Consider the following 16,518-nt stretch of genomic DNA (forward strand, 5'->3'; position numbering starts at 1 on the left):
AGCATATATGTCTGGTAATACTATTGGTAAAATATTTCAAGTAACAACGTTTGGTGAATCTCATGGTATAGCATTAGGGTGTATTGTAGACGGTGTACCTCCAAATATTATTTTACATGAACAAGATATTCAAAACGATCTAGATAGAAGGAAACCTGGTTTATCCAAATATACTTCACCACGTAAAGAAATAGATAAAATTAAAATTTTGTCTGGAGTTTATCAAGGAAAAACAACAGGAACAAGTATTGGTTTATTAGTTTATAATATGGATTATAAATCACAAGATTATAGTAATATTAAAAATATTTATCGACCTGGTCATGCAGATTTTACTTATCAAAAAAAATATAATATTAGAGATTATCGTGGTGGTGGTCGTGCCTCAGCTCGGGAAACTGTTATGAGAGTTGCCGCTGGTGCTATTGCAAGAAAATATTTATTTGATAAATATAATATTATTATTAGGGGTTATTTATCTCAAATGGGCCATATTAAATGTAATTTTGATAATTGGGATATTATTAATAATAATCCATTTTTTTGTCCTAATATAACTAATATTAAAGATTTAGAAAATCTAATCAATAATTTAAAAAAACATGGTAATTCTATAGGCGCTAAAATAACTTTGATAATACAAAATGTTCCAATAGGTTTAGGGGAACCTGTATTTGATAAATTAGATGCAGAATTAGCATATTCATTAATGAGTATTAATGCAGTTAAAGGTATTGAAATTGGTGATGGTTTTAAAGTTGTTACACAACTAGGTAGTGAAAATAGAGATGCAATTCATACTAATGGTTTCCAAAGTAATCATGCTGGAGGTATTTTAGGAGGTATTAGTAGTGGACAAGATATTATTATTAATATTGCTATCAAACCAACTTCCAGTATTCCAAAAACTATTAATACTATTAATAGTATAGGGCATAAAACAACTTGTAGTACACAAGGACGTCATGATCCTTGTGTAGGTATTAGAGCTATACCAATTAGTGAAGCAATGGTTGCTATTGTTTTAATGGATCATTTATTACGTTATCGTGCACAATGTGCTGATAATATTTATAAATAATTAATTTAATTCTTTTAAATTATTAGACAAATAATCTTTTATTCCTGCTTCTGTAGGAATAATACTATGTTTACCAGATGTCCATTGTGCAGGACAAACTTGACCGTATTTTTTATAATGTTTAATAGCATCAATAATCCGTAAAGTTTCATGTATATTACGTCCAAAAAACAAATCATTAACTGTTTGATGTTTAATAATATGTTTCTCATCAATAATAAAAGTTGCTCTTAATGCAATACCTAAATTAGGATGTTCAATACCGTATTGTTGTTGTATATTTTTTTTTATATCTGAGATCATAATAAACTTAATATGACCTATCCCTCCTTGATCAATATCTGTATTACGCCATGCTTTATGTGTATATTGAGAATCACAAGAAATACCTAATAATTTAACATTTCTTTTATCAAATTCATTGTAATATTTATTAAATGTAATAATTTCTGATGGACATACATAAGTAAAATCTAAAGGCCAAAAAAATATTACAGTAATTGCATTTTCTGTATATTTATAAAAATTAAAATTTTCAATAATATCACCGTTAGGTAATACTGCTGGCGCAATAAATTGCGGCGCTTTACGTGTTACTAATATCATTATTTTATTCTCCAACCGATCTTTGTATTTATACAAATTACTTTTAAGACATTTAATTATATGTATAATATTTTCTATTTATACATAAAATTATTATTTCATTATTTATAAGACTAAATACTGTATATTTATTTTTTTTAGATAAAATAGTATAAATATAATTTAAAAAATATTGTCCACCATTACCATTATGAAATGGTGGATTAGAAATAATTAGATTAACTGTATCATTTATATGTGGAAACAAATTACTAGGAAATACATTAACATTATAAATATGATTTATTAATAATGTTTTTTCCGTGGAAAAAATTGCTTTTGCATCTTTATTAACTGCATATAATTTAGTTTTATGTATTTTAATACTATTAAATAGTATTGTTGTGATAATTCCCGAACTACAACCTAAATCTAATACTTTACCTTGTATATGGGATTGTAATATAGTAATTAATAATTTACTTCCTAAATCTAATTTATTACTATTAAAAATACTAGATAAATTATAAATAATGCTATTTTTAAAAATATAAAACTCCCAATAATCATTTATATTGAATAATATTTCTTTTTTATAAATAGCACGATAAATACTACATTTTCTAACACTAATAATTTTATAAAATATGATATTGAACGTATTAATATTATTAATGCTCTTAATACCATTATTATTTTCTCTGATGATAAAAATATCACTATTATATAGTAAATTACTAGCAAATTTTGTAAACAAAATGACAGACGCACGTTTATTTTTCGTCCAAAAAAATATTAATACATTATAATATACTGGAATATTTAGCATATTTAAAAAAACTTTTTTATGTAATATTTTTTTAAGCCATAAATAATAATCATATTGGTTAGTATACACCATTGTATCTTTTGTTTGTAAATATATTGGCAAAGAATTTATGTTGTGTCCAGCAAATATGACTCTTAAATTTTGCAAATTATTTTTAAATTTATATAAAAAATATTTATTAATAGCTAATAATTTATACATATTATGTATGATTACATTTAAGATAAAAAAATTTTTTCTCTTCTAAAGAAAATAATGTTAATTTATGACCCCAACAACAACCAGTATCCAAACCAATGATATTTTTAGGCGTATATTTACCTTGTAATGTAGACCAATGTCCAAAAAAAATTGTATACTTTTTGTATAAAATATTACTCATTAAAAACCATGGTTTTAATAATGATGTAACTTTTTCTGGAACATCTTTAGATAACATTTCTAATGTACCATTAGAATAACAATATCTCATATTAGTAAATGAATTAACAATAAAACTATATCTTGGAAAACCTTGTAATTGATTATTATCCCAATTAGTTACTTGTGGATAGTGATATAAATAAGAAAAAAATTCTTTACTATTATGACTAGATATTATTTGTTCTACTTCTCGTGCTGATGATAATACTATTTTAAAAGAATTCCATTGGGGTGTAATACCTGCATGTGTCATTAAAATTTTTTTTTTAAGATTATATTGTATTAATGGTTGAAACTTCAACCAATTATTAATAATATCTAAAATATGTGGTTGTTTTAGTAAAAATAAAAGTTCTTGATCATATAGATTACATTTATGTTTGATTCCTACAGATAAAGCAATAAAATATAAATCGTGATTACCTAATACTAATTTAATAGAATGACGTATATCATATAAAAAATATAGTAATTTTATTGAATCTGGACCACGGGCAATAATATCTCCTGTTATCCATAACATATCTTTAGTATAGTTAAAATGTATTTTTTTTAACATACTTAATAATTCATTATAACATCCATGAAGATCTCCAATAAGATAAGTAGTCATATTATTTCAATATTAATGTATATAAGTTTGAATAGCTAAACGAAAAATAGGTATTTCTACATGAAATACATCATTATTTTCATCCACCATAATATAATGGCCTTGCATAATACCAATAGGGGTTTCTAAAACAGTACCACTAGTATAATAAAAATTATTACCTGGATTAATATATGGTTTTTTACCGGCTACTCCTTCCCCATGTATTTGTGTTATTTTGCCATTACCATTAGTTATTATCCAATAACGACTAATAAGTTGTAATATTTTTTTACTTATATTATGTATTTTCATGGTGTATGCAAAAACGTAACGATGTTGTTCTGGAGTAGATTGTGATTCTAAATACATACTCTGTACTTTTATATAAACTTGAGATAGTAATTGCATCAGTTTATACCCTTCCTTTTTTATAATTTGATTCTAGTACTGCAGATAATTGACAATATTCTTTAATAGAAACATTTTCAGCTCTCATTTTATAATCAATGCCTAACTGATTCAAATCTTCTATAGTAAATAAATTTTTTAAACTATTGCGTAAAATTTTTCTTCTCATACTAAATGCTTGCTTAATGATTTTTTGAAACATGATAATATTATTACAATCATAATACTTAGTAAGATATGGTTTGAGATGTATCATGCCAGACATAACTTTAGGAATGGGATAAAAAGCATTTGTTTGTATTTCAAATAATGATTGTATTTGATAATGTAATTGTACCATAATACTTAAACAGCCATAATTTTTTTCTCCTGGTTTAGCTGTTAAACACTGTATTACTTCTTTTTGCATAATAAAATTCATATCTTTAATATATTTTTTATATTGTAATAAAAAAAATAATAATTGAGTAGAAATATTATATGGTAAACTACCAAATATACGTATTTTTTTATGTTTTTTTTTTGATAAAATGGCATAATCAATATTAAATACATTATTATGAATAATATTTATAGAAAGATTTTTTAATATATGATGTTTTTTTAAAAAAGTTACAAAACGATAATCAATCTCAATTAATGTAATATTAGTATTATAATATGTCATAGGTATAGTTAAAGCACCTAAACCAGGACCGATTTCAATAAAATAATTACTATGTTTAGGGTTAATTGTAGTAATAATTTTCCTAATAATATTAGTATTTTTTAAAATATGTTGTCCATATTTTTTTTTAAAAAGTATTTTCATATATTTTTATATAAATCTATCAAATTTAGTTATTACAGTATAAAACAAGTTTATTGTTCACAATTAAATTGTAAAAAATATATATTTATTACAATTTATAATACTTTTATAAAATTATTTAAGTATATACATATATAATCTTAAATTCATTATTTTAATATATAAAATTTACTATAATTGTTTTATAATACATATTTTCAATTAAATAATAACAATGTTAATATTAACATTTTATCAATAAATATATTTAATATATATTAAATAATATTTTTTATAAAATACTTTTCATATATAATTTTATATATAAATAAAGAATCGTCATTTTTATTAAAAAAATAATATTTTAATAAATATTAAAGTTATGTTTATTAATATAATATGAGATTGAGGATAATAATGTCATATTGGGGGAGATTAATAGGTTTTATTATTGGTTTATTAATTAGTGGTAATTTTTTCCATGTATTATTTTATACTAGTATAGGATATTTGTTTGATAAATTTTTTATTATACATGCTGAATGGTATAATAGTAACTATACAATTGATCATAAAAAAATATTTATACAAATAACTTTTGAAGTTATGGGTTACATTAGTAAATCCAAAGGCTTTGTAACTAAAAAAGATATTATTATTACAACTAATATCATGCAGCAATTACATCTAAATGTTCAAGATACTATTTTAGCACAACATTATTTTAATCATGGTAAACAAATAGATTATCCATTAATACATAAATTAAATTGTTTATATTATAAATTAATTAATCAACAAAACTTGTTACATAAATTTATTTTTATACAAATACAATTAGCTTATGCAAATAATTACTTAGACCCAAAAACAGAACAAATATTACGTATTATTTTTAGAGAATTACATGTTTCATATCATGAAATGAATAATATATTTGATAATATGTATTCTAGAAATTTTTTTTCTCAAAAGAATGATTATCAATATAAGCATTTTTCTCAAAAAAATACAACTACAGAACTAATGCAAGCATATCAAACATTACAAGTAAATCAAAATGATAGCATGTTAATTATAAAAAAAAAATATTATAAATTAATGAGTAAATATCATCCAGATAAATACATGTCAAAAAAATATTCTTCAAAAGAAATAGAAGCAATGAAAAGGAAAACTCAAAAGATACAACATGCATATAACATAATTAAAAAATACAAAAAATAAAAAATAATATCATTCATCAAAATACTTATAAAATAATAACAATTGCACTTACATATTCTTTTTCATCCGTAATGGTTACATGTGTTTCAAAATATTTTTTCTTTGTTTGTATGATATGTAATGCATGATTATATAATTTTATTGTTGGGCAACCATATTGATCATGATTAAGTTCAATATGTTTAAAAAAAATACCTTTCGAAAAACCTGTATGTAATGCTTTGACAGTTGCTTCTTTTACAGCAAAATGTTTTGCTAAAAAATATGTTTTTTGATTTGAACATTTATAATACTGATATATTTCATTTGTTGTTAATATTTTTTTTGCAAACAAATCCTTAAAACGTAATATAATTTTTGTAATACGTGTAACATGTACTATATCCATTCCTAACCCCAAAATTTTCATTATTTTTTTACTCATGATAGATAATTATCATTTATGTTTAACATATAAATGCACAATAACTTTTTTATTGAAATACATGCATATATTATTTTGAGACCTTAAAATAATTAATTTAATTTTTTGCCCATGATGCCCTATAATAATTTTTTTGTGTGTATTTTTTTGTATGAAAAGTATTGCTGTAATTTTATGAAAAATATTTTTATTAATATTAATTATATTATTTAAAGAAATATTGATTTTATATGGTATTTCTTTATGTAAATAAAATAAAAGACTTTCTCTAATTATTTCGATTATTATCAAAACATTATTTTGATTAGTAATTATATTATATGAATAAAAATGTTCTTTTTGTGGTATATTATTACGTAAAAAACGATTAATATAACTTACATATAAAAATTTTCTAGCAGAAATTATAAATAGTTCAGTAAATATTATTTTTTGTTGTATATAACGTATGTATGGTAATAAAATTTTTTTGTGATTAATAATATCCATTTTATTAATAATAATAATGGTAGGAATATTAGTATGACGTATAATATTAACGATATTATCTTCTATTAAATCCCATTTATTACGATCTAGCATTAGTAAAATATAATTAAAATCATTTTTATTATTTTTAAATAATTGTATAAAATATTTATAATTAGTAGAATAAGTAATTCCAGGAGTATCTGTATATTCTATTTGATAATTATGTTTATGATATATACCAATAATATTAGAACGAGTAGTATTTATCTTATGTGATACAATAGAAATTTTTTTATTAATTAATTGATTGAGCAAAGTTGATTTACCAACATTTGTACGTCCAATAATTACTACACGACCATAATACATGTATTTATTATGCACCAATATTTTTTCCTTATTTAAAGTAAATTATTAATTTATTTCTTTTCTATTCCTAAATGTATTAGAGCATATTTAGCAGCAGATTGTTCAGCTTTACGACGACTTGAACCAATTCCTATAATAATCTTAGAAATTCCATTAATTTTACATTGTATAAAAAATTGTTGATTATGTATCTCACCATTAATTTGAATAATAAAATAACATGGTAATGGTAAATGTGATCTTTGTAGGTATTCTTGTAATCTTGTTTTAGGATCTTTTTGATTATTACCTGGGATAATATTTTTTAATCTAAATTTATACCAATATAAAATAATTTTTTCTACTATTTTAATATTACTATCTAAACAAATACTACCAATTAATGCTTCAATTGTATCTGCTAGTATAGATTCTCTATCATAACCGCCATTTTTAAATTCTCCTGGACCTAAAAATAAATATCTACCTAATTTAAAATCTCTTGCAATACTTGCTAAAGTATCTCCACGTACTAACGTTGCACGCATACGGCTCATACTACCTTCATTGACATTTGGAAATTGTTTATATAAAGCTTTAGCTATAATGTAACTTAAAATAGAATCTCCTAAAAATTCTAATCTTTCATTATGTTTACTACTAGCACTACGATGTGTTAAAGCTTGATATAACAAATTTTGGTGTTGGAAAATATAACCTATTTTTTTTTGTAATTGATTTATCATAATTAAATTATATTTAAATCTATATGTAAAAAATTATCTTAATTAATAATTTGAAATATACGATTTAAGCTAATTCCTATTGGCCATTTATTATGTTCTTTATGTATATTAAATAAAACATATTGTGCTTTTCCTAAAATATTTTTTTTATTTATTAAACCCCAATAACGACTATCATAACTATCATCTCTATTATCTCCCATAACAAAATAATTTTCTGGAGGTATAATCCAAGAATAATAAGTATGATTAGGTTGATAATACGTTTTTAAATGATCATTAATTATTTCTGGTAGTAATAAAATCGTATGTGCACGTTTATTAATTATTTCTGTATATTCTAAAAATTTTAATGTTTTAAAAACATTTGTAAAAAATGTTTTTTGTTTTAACATATTCTTTGGAGATAATAAAAAATTATATTTTATAATAGATGTCAAATGATATTGTCCTTTTTTCATAGTATATAACATAATTTGCTTACTATATTCATTATAAATTATTTTATCACCTGGTATTCCAATAATTCTTTTAATAAAATGTATTTTTTTATTTTTAGGATATTGGAAAACTATAATATCACCTCGCTGAGGTATTTTATTTTGTATTAATAACTTATTTTTTAAAGGATGATGTATTCCATAGATAAATTTGTTTACTAAAATAGTATCGCCTATTAACAAATTAGGCAACATAGAATTAGACATGATATAACATGGTTCATATATAAAAAATCGTACAGAAAAAAATAATATGACAATAATAAAAAATAAATTTGCCTCTTTTTTCCAAAAATTATTTTTGTGATTTAAATGATAATAATATGAACTTGTATTTTTTTTAAAAAAAAAGTTATATAAAGTAGATATAATATTATATATCCAAATAATACCCATAATATATAGACTATATGTTAATATTTTTATAAATATATTCATGATATGTTTTACTATAAGTATGTTTATTTTTTAATATTTAATACTGCTAAAAATATAGATGATGGGAGTAAAATATTTCCAATATTTTTCATACGTTTTTTACCTATTTTTTGTTTTTGAATTAGTTTTTTTTTTCTACTAATATCACCTCCATAACATTTAGCAATAACATTTTTACGTAACTGTTTAATATAAGTACTAGCAATAATTTTTGTACCTACAGCAGCTTGTATTGTAATATCAAATTGTTGTCTAGGAATTAAATTTTTAATTGTATTTATTAAAATATGACTAAAATAATTTATTTTTTCTTTATATATAATAGTTGTCAAAGAATCAATACGTTTTTTATTAATCAAAATATTTACACAGATAATGTTAGTAATTTTAAATTTAATAAAATAATAATCTAATGAAGCATATCCTTTTGTAATCGATTTTAACTGATCAAAAAAATTTATAATAACTTCCGCCATAGGTATTTCATATATTAACATAACATGTTTAGTATGATAAACAATATTTATTTGTATTCCATGTTTACTAATACATAATTTTATTATTTTTCCTATATATTTAATAGGAGTAAAAATTTTACATTCTACAATAGGTTCTTTAATATGTTTAATATAATGTAATGGTGGAAATTTTGCAGGATTATTTTCATAAATAACTTCTTTATTGATTGTTGTAATTCGATATTTAACTGTTGGTGTAGTAATAATAATTTCTATATTATATTCACGTAATAAACGTTCTTGAATAATTTCCATATGTAATAATCCTAAAAATCCACATCTATAACCAAAACCTAAAATTTCAGAATTTTCTGGTTCAAAAGTTAAAGATGCATCATTAAGACTAAGTTTCATTAATGCATTACTAAAAACTTTATAATCATCTGTTATTATGGGAAATAATCCTGCAAAAACTTTTGGAGTACTTTTTTTAAATCCTGGTAATATATGTAAAGATCTTTGTAAAAATAATGTTATAGTACCACCAATAGGTACTTCTAAAATATTTTTAATACCTAACACAATCCAGCCTACATCTCCGCAACATAATTGTTTTAATGCTATTTTTTTAGGCGTAAAAATACCTAGCTGTTCTGCATAATATATTTTATTAGTATTCATAATAATAATTTTATCATTTTGAGATATAATGCCATTTTTCATACAAATTAATGCAATAACACCTAAATAATTATCAAACCAAGAATCAATTATTAATGCTTGCACAGGTGATAATATATTTCCCGAAGGATACGGAATATTATTTATAATTTCATATAATATATTTTTTACACCTAAACCTGTTTTTGCAGAACATTTTAAGTATGGCGGTTGTGTTATATTACCTATAATTTCTTCTATTTCCATTTCAATTTTATTTATATTAACAGTCAATAAATCAATTTTATTAATAACAGGTATTACAGTTAATCCCATCTTAATTGCTATATTATAATTTGATAAAGTTTGTGCTTCAATACCTTGACCAGCATCAATTAGTAGTATTGCGCCTTCACAAGCAGCAAGAGAACGAGAAACTTCATAAGAAAAATCAACATGTCCTGGTGTATCAATAAAATTTAATGTATAATTTTTGTTATTTAATTGATAGTATAAAGTCACACTTTGTGCTTTAATAGTAATACCTCTTTCTTTTTCTAACTCCATCGTATCTAATACTTGAGATTTCATTTCATATTTAGATAAACCATTACATAATTCTATTAAACGATCTGATAATGTTGTTTTACCATGATCTATATGTGCAATAATAGAAAAATTTCTAATATTTTTCATAAATTTATATTTATAACTATCTAAAAAAAAGCTTTTATGCTAAAGATATCATATTTATGTTGGTATGCCTTTATATTTTAATAAAGATTTTATATTTAAGTTACGACCACGAAATTTTTTAAAAACCTTTAAAATATTTTCTGAATTACCTGTAGATAAAATTTCTTTTATAAATTTTTCCCCAATAACAGGATTTATTAATCCATTTTGTTTAAAATAATCAAATATATCTGTTGCTATTTGTTCTGACCATAAATAACTATAATAACCAGCAGCATATTCATTACCAAAAATATGACTAAAACTATTTAAAAATTTATTCCATTCAGGTATAGGTGTAATTGCAACAATATCTTTTTTAATGGTCTTAATTAAATTTAAAATATTTTTTTTATTTATTTTGTCATATTTTACATTATGTATTATTATGTCTAATAAACTTAGTTCTATTTGTCTCATCATAGACAAAGATATATTATATTTTTTTGTTGCAACTAATTGTTTAATCATATGCATAGGCATTGGTTGTTTACTTTTATAATGTTGAGAAATTAATACAATAATTTCTGGTTCCCAACACCAATATTCCATAAATTGACTTGGAAATTCTACTATATCTAAAGGAATAGCATTAATTCCAGAAATATTAGGGATATTGATTACAGACATAATATGATGCAAAGCATGTCCACATTCATGGAATAAAGTTATAACATCATAATGATTTAATAAGATATGTTTATGAGTATATATAAAATTACAGTTAATATATGCTATAGGATATTGTAACATCCCATTTTTTTTTAGCATTCTATTTTGACAAATATCCATCCAAGCACCATTTTGTTTTTCTGGACGTGTATATAAATCCAAATAAATACTACCATATAATTTATGATGAATATTATATACATCATAAAACATTACTTGATTATTCCAAGTATCTACTATTTTTTTTTGAAAAATTAAACCATAGATTTTATTTAATAGATTAAACATACCATTTATAACTACATTTATAGGGAAATAAGCTCTAATAATATTAGAATCAATATTATATAAGTAAGACTTATATTTTTCAGTAAAAAACATTACATCCCAAGGTTTAATATCTATAATATTATATTTTTCTTTAACAAATAATTTTAGATCCTGTACTTCTTTTTTTGCAGGTATTTTAATTAATTGAACTAATTGTTTTAAAAAATGTAAAACATCACATAATTTTTTTGCAGATTTATTATCTATTGATTTAATAGCATAAGTATTATAACCTAACAATTGTGCTAGCTTATGACGTAATGATAATTCTTGTATAATAATAGGGAAATTATCCCATTTACTATTTTGAATATCTGATGCTCTTGTTGTATAAGCATAATATATGTTTTTTCTTAAATCATGATTAGTACTATACATCATGATATTAATATAAGTAGATTCTTCTAAAGTTATAAGATAACCTTCTTTTTGAGTATATTTAGATGCTTTTTCTTTAAAAGACTTAATCAGATTTTCAGGTATACCTTTTAACATATTTTTGTTAGTCGTATAATATTTCCAATCATTTGTACTATCTAAAATATTATTATTAAATGTAATTTGCAAAACAGATAATTTTTTTATAATATTTTTATAAATTTGGTAATCTTTATATGTTAAAAGAATGCCAGACAATTTAAAATCAAGTAATATATTTTTAATAGATGTTTTTTGTAAAATATTAATTTTATTACTAATAATAATATTATTATGTATCATCATATATATATTATATATTTCTTTATTATGAAAAAACCATAAGTGATAATTTGTAATTATTTTAATTATCTGATTATGTATTAAACGCAATTCAGGGGTACTTGTTACATAATTTAAATGATTAATAATAGAAACAACACGATTTAAATATTCGTTTAATTCTAAAATTGGTTGACAAAAATTTTCCCAAGTATATTTACCGGAACATTCTTTTATTAAATTTGTAATTGTATTACGACAATGTCCAGTAATATGTTCAACTGCAGGTATCATATGTCCATATTTTATGATACTAAACGGAGGTAATATAAAATTAGATAATAAAATATTTTTCATGCTTTATTCTCTATATTTTTATACAAAAAATTAAGATATTTATTATTTCTTAAAAATATAGTAAATATACTAATTTTTATATATTAATGTTTATAATATTCATTTAAAATTTTTTTGTCTTATAATTTCAAATAGGAAAATACCTGTTGCTACCGAAACATTCAATGAGTTAATTTTTTTTGATAATGGTATTTTACATAAAATATCACATTGTTTTTTTATAGACTGACGTATACCTTTATTTTCAGACCCAACAATTAAACATATAGGATATTGTAAACGAGAATCATATATTATTGTGTTACTATTTCCATCTGCTCCTACAATATTAATTCTATATTTTTTTAATAAAATAATTATATTGTTAATGTTGTTAACATAAATAATAGGAATCATATTTATTGCACCACAAGAAATTTTAGTAACAACTGAATTTATTTTAGCTGAAGAATGTTTTGGTAAAATAATGATATTAACTTTAGCAGCAACTGCACTTCTGATGCAAGCACCAAGATTATGTGGATCGGTAATATTATCTAAAATTAAAATCAAAGGAGATATTATGTTTGTTAATAAAGACGTTATATGTTTTTGATGATAAAATAATGTTTTAGTAATATAAGCTATTATACCTTGATGAACATGATTATTAGTTTGTTTATCTAACCATGTTTTACATACTTTTTTAGTAGTAATATTATATTTTTTAATATAGAAAAATAATTCTGTAATTTGTGTAGTATGTTTCCGATTATGAGAAATGAATATCCTTTTACAAGATAATGGATCATTTTTTAATAAATTTATAATCGGATGTATACCAAAAATTACTTGTTGCATAATATTTATTAGTAATAACTCAAATATACTGTATATTACCATAAATTTTAATTATTATAAAATTTTTATTTTAAATCAATTTATTACTCATATAAATATGTAATAAAAATAATTATTATATTAATTGTTGCTCTACTAATTTTGCTATAGTATTATATATCATATGTTTCTTGGAACTATCTAACCATGTTAAATTATCCCATTTTTTTAACCATGTCATTTGTTTTTTAGATAGATATTTGGTCATTAATATGATTTCATTTAACATAGTTTGAAAATTAATTTTATTTTTAATAAAATGAAACATTTGTTTATAACCAATACAACGCATAGCAGGATAATTGTATTGTAAAAAATTATTTTTTATTAAAGATCTAACTTCTTGTTCAAAACCTAAATCAATCATACTAATAATTCTATTATGAATTGCTTTAAATAATTGTGTTCTATCATAATATGTGATCGCAAATTGATGTATAGGATATGGTATATTTAAGTTTGGAATTTTAATTAAAGTACTTAATGTTTTACCTGTTATAAAAAATATTTCTAATGCTCTCATAATCCTTCTTATATCATTATAATGTATTTTTTTAGCAGAAATTGGATCTATGATATTTAACATATCATAATATGTATAAAATTTATTATTAATAATTTGTTTTGTAATTAAATTTTTTATATGGATAGAAGATTTTGGTATCATAGGTGAAATAGAATATAATAATCTATAAAAATAATACATAGTACCACCAACTAATAATGGTATTTTCCCTTTTTTAATAATATTATGTATTAGTTGAATAGCATCTTGATAAAATTCAAAAACAGAATATTGTTGGTATGGTTCTTTAATATCAATCAACCAATGTTGACAATAAAATTTATTATTTTTATTAGGTTTAGCTGTGCCAATATTCATTTTTTTATAAATTAAAGAAGTATCTACACTAATTAATTCTATTGGTAATACATGTGCTAATTTCATAGCAATTTCAGTTTTATGTGATGCTGTTGTTCCCATTAAAAAAATAACTATGGGATTAATTTTATTTATATGTGTATTCATATTTTAATTGGCAAAAATAATTTTTTTATAAAATGCATACTAATATCAGTCATTAAAATTTCATATGCTATTAATAAATTAATAATATCATCATATTGCCAAATTTTATTATTAAAATATATATAAGTTAACATCCAAAATTTTATCGTATTACAAGTAAAAACAGTTTGTATAGATATATAATCTAATAAATTTATAAGTAAATTTTTTACGGAAATTTTTATCAAAAAAATAGGACAAGCAATAATATCGATTTGAAATAAAACAATATTGTTCTTTTGAAAAACAAAACCTAACTTTACTAAGTATGGTTTAATTTTAGTGAATAATAAATATTCATGGTTAGATAATGGAATAGTAACAATACTATTGTATAATTGTTTGCAAACATCAAGTTCTATTAAATTTTTATTAAAAATATTATAAAAAAATAATGTTACTATATCTTTAATAACCAATTTATATAAAATATTTTTTTGTGTTATTATTAAATACATATTATTTATAATTAATAAAAATTTACCAAAATTTTTAAAATGATATACAGGTTTTATTTCTAAAAATACAAGATCTCTTTTTGAAATTTTATCTAAAGAATTTTTTGTTATCTGATTAATATTTTGATTAATGAATATATTTTCTAAATCATGGGATGTAAAATATTCTGTCTTTTTTAATGTACTTTTTTTACTAATTATTTTTTTTTTATTTGAAATAATTTTTAATATACTTTGCAAGATTAAATCATATATATATTCTATATTATAGAAGAGAATATCTGTTTTTTGCGGATGAATATTAATATTTATATTTTTAGATTGAATATTAAAATACATAACATAAGAATATTGTTCACTTATAATATTATTCTGTAATAACACTGATTTTATAGTTCTTATAATAAATTTATTATATATAATTCTTTTATTAACATAAATATACTTTATAGATTTTTTAGTATTTAAACTTAAAAAACCATATAATTTCATATTATGAAGTTGATGATATATATTTAATTGATTATACAGACATTCCTTGCCACAAATAATTTTTATCCGTTTTATATAAGACAAATTATTTGTTACCTTTTCAAAATTGTAAATAATTTTGTTATTGTAATAAAAAATGATATGTATATTTAATGATATTAAAATAATACTTTTAATAATATTCTTAATATGGAAAAATTCTACTTGTTCATTAGAAAAAAAATTTTTTTTTACTGGTATATTATAAAATAAATTTGATACTATTACAGTAGTTCCTCGCGGATGTGCAATAGGATTAATAAAAATTTTTCGACTACCAATATCTCGAGTATATAATTTCCAACCTACTAATTGTGTACAAATATTTGATCTTATTTCTATTTGTGATACCATTCTAATACTAGCTAATGCTTCACCACGAAAGCCTAATGTATAAATATTATCTAAATCATCAATATTTTTAATCTTGCTTGTTGTATATTTTTGTAAACATAATAATAAATCATTTTTATTCATACCAAGACCATTGTCATATACTTTAATAGTTTTTAAACCTCCTTTTTCAACATTAACTTTAATATATGAAGATTGTGCATCAATACTATTTTCTACTAGTTCTTTTATAATAGAAGCTGGTCTATTTATTACTTCACCAGCAGCAATTTTATTAATAATTTCTAAAGATAAAATTTGAATAGAAGACATATATAAATCATTTATTTTAGTTACATATTATACTTGTAAATGTTAGCGGGAAACGAGATTCGAACTCGCGACCCCAACCATGGCAAGGTTGTGCTCTACCGTACTGAGCTATTCCCGCATAATATATTTTATATAATAT

At 21.5% G+C, this 16,518-nt stretch carries 16 protein-coding genes and 1 tRNA gene; 2 read left to right on the forward strand and 15 right to left on the reverse strand.

Annotated features, from left to right (window positions below):
* Nucleotides 1–7 precede the first annotated feature (7 nt).
* Complete coding sequence (aroC, locus tag GJT86_RS00800) at nucleotides 8–1,081, forward strand: chorismate synthase (protein WP_168920405.1); 1,074 nt, start codon at nucleotides 8–10, stop codon at nucleotides 1,079–1,081.
* Here the strand turns inward: aroC and GJT86_RS00805 are convergent, their stop codons facing one another.
* Genes GJT86_RS00805 through rsmA form a run of 5 tightly spaced genes read right to left on the reverse strand, consistent with a single transcriptional unit; the run spans nucleotide 1,082 to nucleotide 4,732 of the window.
* A complete protein-coding gene (locus GJT86_RS00805; RefSeq protein ID WP_168920406.1) occupies nucleotides 1,082–1,687 on the reverse strand; it encodes a redoxin domain-containing protein in 606 nt (201 codons plus the stop codon).
* 52 nt (nucleotides 1,688–1,739) lie between these two features.
* A complete protein-coding gene (locus GJT86_RS00810; RefSeq protein ID WP_168920407.1) occupies nucleotides 1,740–2,696 on the reverse strand; it encodes a methyltransferase in 957 nt (318 codons plus the stop codon).
* A 1-nt stretch (nucleotide 2,697) separates the two neighbouring features.
* Complete coding sequence (locus GJT86_RS00815) at nucleotides 2,698–3,531, reverse strand: symmetrical bis(5'-nucleosyl)-tetraphosphatase (protein ID WP_168920408.1); 834 nt, start codon at nucleotides 3,529–3,531, stop codon at nucleotides 2,698–2,700.
* 12 nt (nucleotides 3,532–3,543) lie between these two features.
* On the reverse strand, nucleotides 3,544–3,921 hold the full coding sequence (apaG, locus tag GJT86_RS00820; protein ID WP_168920409.1) for a Co2+/Mg2+ efflux protein ApaG: 378 nt from the start codon (nucleotides 3,919–3,921) through the stop codon (nucleotides 3,544–3,546).
* 4 nt (nucleotides 3,922–3,925) lie between these two features.
* Nucleotides 3,926–4,732 carry a 16S rRNA (adenine(1518)-N(6)/adenine(1519)-N(6))-dimethyltransferase RsmA gene (gene rsmA, locus GJT86_RS00825; protein ID WP_168920410.1) on the reverse strand — a complete coding sequence of 269 codons (807 nt, stop codon included), beginning with the start codon at nucleotides 4,730–4,732 and terminating at the stop codon, nucleotides 3,926–3,928.
* 396 nt (nucleotides 4,733–5,128) lie between these two features.
* On the opposite strand from rsmA, the gene djlA reads away from it, so the two are divergent.
* The gene (gene djlA / locus GJT86_RS00830) at nucleotides 5,129–5,938 is read left to right on the forward strand and encodes a co-chaperone DjlA (protein ID WP_168920411.1); all 810 of its coding nucleotides are present in this window, start codon (nucleotides 5,129–5,131) and stop codon (nucleotides 5,936–5,938) included.
* Nucleotides 5,939–5,963: 25 nt separating this feature from the next.
* Here djlA and acpS read toward each other — a convergent pair whose 3' ends face one another.
* The 10 genes from acpS to GJT86_RS00880 all read right to left on the reverse strand — a co-directional run bounded on the left by acpS (nucleotide 5,964) and on the right by GJT86_RS00880 (nucleotide 16,497).
* The gene (gene acpS, locus GJT86_RS00835) at nucleotides 5,964–6,362 is read right to left on the reverse strand and encodes a holo-ACP synthase (RefSeq protein ID WP_168920412.1); all 399 of its coding nucleotides are present in this window, start codon (nucleotides 6,360–6,362) and stop codon (nucleotides 5,964–5,966) included.
* Between the two features lie 12 nt (nucleotides 6,363–6,374).
* Entirely contained in the window at nucleotides 6,375–7,202 is an 828-nt protein-coding gene (gene era / locus GJT86_RS00840) for a GTPase Era (protein WP_168920413.1), read from the reverse strand.
* A gap of 50 nt (nucleotides 7,203–7,252) precedes the next feature.
* Nucleotides 7,253–7,927 (reverse strand): ribonuclease III, encoded by a 675-nt coding sequence (gene rnc / locus GJT86_RS00845; RefSeq protein WP_168920414.1) that lies wholly within the window; start codon nucleotides 7,925–7,927, stop codon nucleotides 7,253–7,255.
* 38 nt (nucleotides 7,928–7,965) lie between these two features.
* A complete protein-coding gene (lepB, locus tag GJT86_RS00850) occupies nucleotides 7,966–8,865 on the reverse strand; it encodes a signal peptidase I (RefSeq protein WP_168920415.1) in 900 nt (299 codons plus the stop codon).
* A gap of 23 nt (nucleotides 8,866–8,888) precedes the next feature.
* Complete coding sequence (gene lepA, locus GJT86_RS00855) at nucleotides 8,889–10,679, reverse strand: translation elongation factor 4 (protein ID WP_168920416.1); 1,791 nt, start codon at nucleotides 10,677–10,679, stop codon at nucleotides 8,889–8,891.
* 54 nt (nucleotides 10,680–10,733) lie between these two features.
* Nucleotides 10,734–12,776, reverse strand: a complete 2,043-nt coding sequence (locus tag GJT86_RS00860; RefSeq protein WP_168920417.1) for a M3 family metallopeptidase — start codon at nucleotides 12,774–12,776, stop codon at nucleotides 10,734–10,736.
* Between the two features lie 99 nt (nucleotides 12,777–12,875).
* Nucleotides 12,876–13,616, reverse strand: a complete 741-nt coding sequence (gene rlmB, locus GJT86_RS00865; RefSeq protein WP_168920418.1) for a 23S rRNA (guanosine(2251)-2'-O)-methyltransferase RlmB — start codon at nucleotides 13,614–13,616, stop codon at nucleotides 12,876–12,878.
* A gap of 115 nt (nucleotides 13,617–13,731) precedes the next feature.
* Nucleotides 13,732–14,685 (reverse strand): tRNA (adenosine(37)-N6)-dimethylallyltransferase MiaA, encoded by a 954-nt coding sequence (gene miaA / locus GJT86_RS00870; RefSeq protein ID WP_168920419.1) that lies wholly within the window; start codon nucleotides 14,683–14,685, stop codon nucleotides 13,732–13,734.
* Entirely contained in the window at nucleotides 14,682–16,379 is a 1,698-nt protein-coding gene (gene mutL / locus GJT86_RS00875) for a DNA mismatch repair endonuclease MutL (protein WP_168920420.1), read from the reverse strand. The genes miaA and mutL overlap by 4 nt, the downstream gene beginning before the upstream one ends.
* Before the next feature lie 44 nt (nucleotides 16,380–16,423).
* Nucleotides 16,424–16,497 (reverse strand) — tRNA-Gly (locus GJT86_RS00880).
* Nucleotides 16,498–16,518 lie beyond the last annotated feature (21 nt).

The organism is Enterobacteriaceae endosymbiont of Macroplea appendiculata (assembly GCF_012571605.1).
GTDB lineage: Bacteria > Pseudomonadota > Gammaproteobacteria > Enterobacterales > Enterobacteriaceae.

Coding starts and splice junctions, on each gene's coding strand:
- acpS (WP_168920412.1), bottom strand. CDS start 6,362: ATGAGTAAAAAAATAATGAAAATTTTGGGGTTAGGAATGGATATAGTA.
- GJT86_RS00805 (WP_168920406.1), bottom strand. CDS start 1,687: ATGATATTAGTAACACGTAAAGCGCCGCAATTTATTGCGCCAGCAGTA.
- era (WP_168920413.1), bottom strand. CDS start 7,202: ATGTATTATGGTCGTGTAGTAATTATTGGACGTACAAATGTTGGTAAA.
- djlA (WP_168920411.1), top strand. CDS start 5,129: ATGTCATATTGGGGGAGATTAATAGGTTTTATTATTGGTTTATTAATT.
- miaA (WP_168920419.1), bottom strand. CDS start 14,685: ATGAATACACATATAAATAAAATTAATCCCATAGTTATTTTTTTAATG.
- GJT86_RS00810 (WP_168920407.1), bottom strand. CDS start 2,696: ATGTATAAATTATTAGCTATTAATAAATATTTTTTATATAAATTTAAA.
- GJT86_RS00815 (WP_168920408.1), bottom strand. CDS start 3,531: ATGACTACTTATCTTATTGGAGATCTTCATGGATGTTATAATGAATTA.
- lepA (WP_168920416.1), bottom strand. CDS start 10,679: ATGAAAAATATTAGAAATTTTTCTATTATTGCACATATAGATCATGGT.
- apaG (WP_168920409.1), bottom strand. CDS start 3,921: ATGCAATTACTATCTCAAGTTTATATAAAAGTACAGAGTATGTATTTA.
- mutL (WP_168920420.1), bottom strand. CDS start 16,379: ATGTCTTCTATTCAAATTTTATCTTTAGAAATTATTAATAAAATTGCT.
- lepB (WP_168920415.1), bottom strand. CDS start 8,865: ATGAATATATTTATAAAAATATTAACATATAGTCTATATATTATGGGT.
- rlmB (WP_168920418.1), bottom strand. CDS start 13,616: ATGCAACAAGTAATTTTTGGTATACATCCGATTATAAATTTATTAAAA.
- rsmA (WP_168920410.1), bottom strand. CDS start 4,732: ATGAAAATACTTTTTAAAAAAAAATATGGACAACATATTTTAAAAAAT.
- rnc (WP_168920414.1), bottom strand. CDS start 7,927: ATGATAAATCAATTACAAAAAAAAATAGGTTATATTTTCCAACACCAA.
- GJT86_RS00860 (WP_168920417.1), bottom strand. CDS start 12,776: ATGAAAAATATTTTATTATCTAATTTTATATTACCTCCGTTTAGTATC.
- aroC (WP_168920405.1), top strand. CDS start 8: ATGTCTGGTAATACTATTGGTAAAATATTTCAAGTAACAACGTTTGGT.